The organism is Thermodesulfovibrionales bacterium, from assembly GCA_026417875.1.
Taxonomy (GTDB): domain Bacteria; phylum Nitrospirota; class Thermodesulfovibrionia; order Thermodesulfovibrionales; family CALJEL01; genus CALJEL01.
In genome coordinates, this window is record JAOACK010000162.1 from 1 (window position 1) to 533 (window position 533).

At 33.2% G+C, this 533-nt stretch carries 2 protein-coding genes; both read right to left on the minus strand.

Going from position 1 to position 533, the window contains the following annotated elements:
* Nucleotides 1-293, minus strand: a 293-nt coding sequence (locus N2257_10845; GenBank protein ID MCX7794882.1) for a nucleoside monophosphate kinase, incomplete at its 3' end; no start/stop codon positions are given.
* A 46-nt stretch (nt 294-339) separates the two neighbouring features.
* Nucleotides 340-533: non-canonical purine NTP pyrophosphatase (locus N2257_10850; protein MCX7794883.1), on the minus strand; the 194-nt coding region annotated here is incomplete at its 5' end.

A 533-nucleotide genomic window follows, 5' to 3' on the forward strand; every position in this document is an offset into this window, starting at 1 on the left:
CATTTACCTTCAACCTTTGATTGAGAATAGTAGAGATTATACATTTTTCCACAGTACTTGGATGTTCTTCGTTCCTTGAGCCTTTTCATTAAATCTTCAAAAGGAACATCAAGATTTAATGCTAAGTCTAATGGTATATTCATTTCAGAAAGCATTTTGTCAAGAGCTTCAGCCTGAGCAACATTTCTTGGAAAACCATCAAGAATAAATCCTTTCTTACAATCATCTTGAGAAAGCCTTTCTTTAACCATCCCAAGAACTACACTGTCAGGCACAAGTTCTCCTCTGTCCATATATTTAACCTATTATGAATTTAAAAGCAACTTAAATTTTATAATTTTATAATAAGTTTTGCTTATAAAGTTCGGCGTATTTTAGCAAATATTCTTTCAATTTGTCAAGCGCCTCTCTTCTATGACTTAATCGATCTTTTTCGTCTGGAAGCATCTCGGCAAAAGTTAATTTATGACCCTCTGGAATAAACACAGGATCATAACCAAACCCCAAATTACCTCTCGGCTCAAATATTATAT